This window comes from Vibrio sp. 10N.222.49.C9, from assembly GCF_041474985.1.
Taxonomy (GTDB): domain Bacteria; phylum Pseudomonadota; class Gammaproteobacteria; order Enterobacterales; family Vibrionaceae; genus Vibrio; species Vibrio crassostreae_C.
This window is the reverse complement of record NZ_JBFRVD010000202.1, coordinates 1-429: the sequence shown is the minus strand read 5'-3', so window position 1 is coordinate 429 and position 429 is coordinate 1. Positions and strand designations below refer to the sequence as shown.

General features: G+C 42.0%; 1 protein-coding gene. It reads left to right on the top strand.

Going from position 1 to position 429, the window contains the following annotated elements:
- A partial coding sequence (locus AB4585_RS22755) for a transposase (protein WP_372171074.1) occupies nt 1-429 on the top strand: 429 nt, incomplete at both ends.

The following is a 429-nucleotide window of genomic DNA, read 5'->3' as shown; positions in this document are numbered from 1 at the left end:
CTCTTTAACACTGTTTGATCGCGGTTTTATTTCTGCGGAACTCTTTATGAGTTGGGAAGGTAGCGGCCCCAATACCCACTGGCTGACTCCCATTAAATCAAAGTTCAGATATGAAATTATCGATTCATATAGCGAGTATGATCACCTCATTGAAATGCCAATATCACCTCAAGCTCAAAGGCAAGCACCTCACTTAGGTAAAACATGGAAAGCAAGGTTGGTAATGATTCCCTCACCTAAAGGGGAGATCAAGGGCTTCATTACGTCGTGTTTATGTCCAAACACTTACGCTCTACAAGAGCTTGTTGAAGTGTACTGGCAACGTTGGGAGATAGAGCGAGGATATGGTGAGTTAAAGCAGTACCAATTAGCCAACAAACCTATCTTACGAAGTCTAAAAAGTGATGGCATATATCAAGAATTATGGGG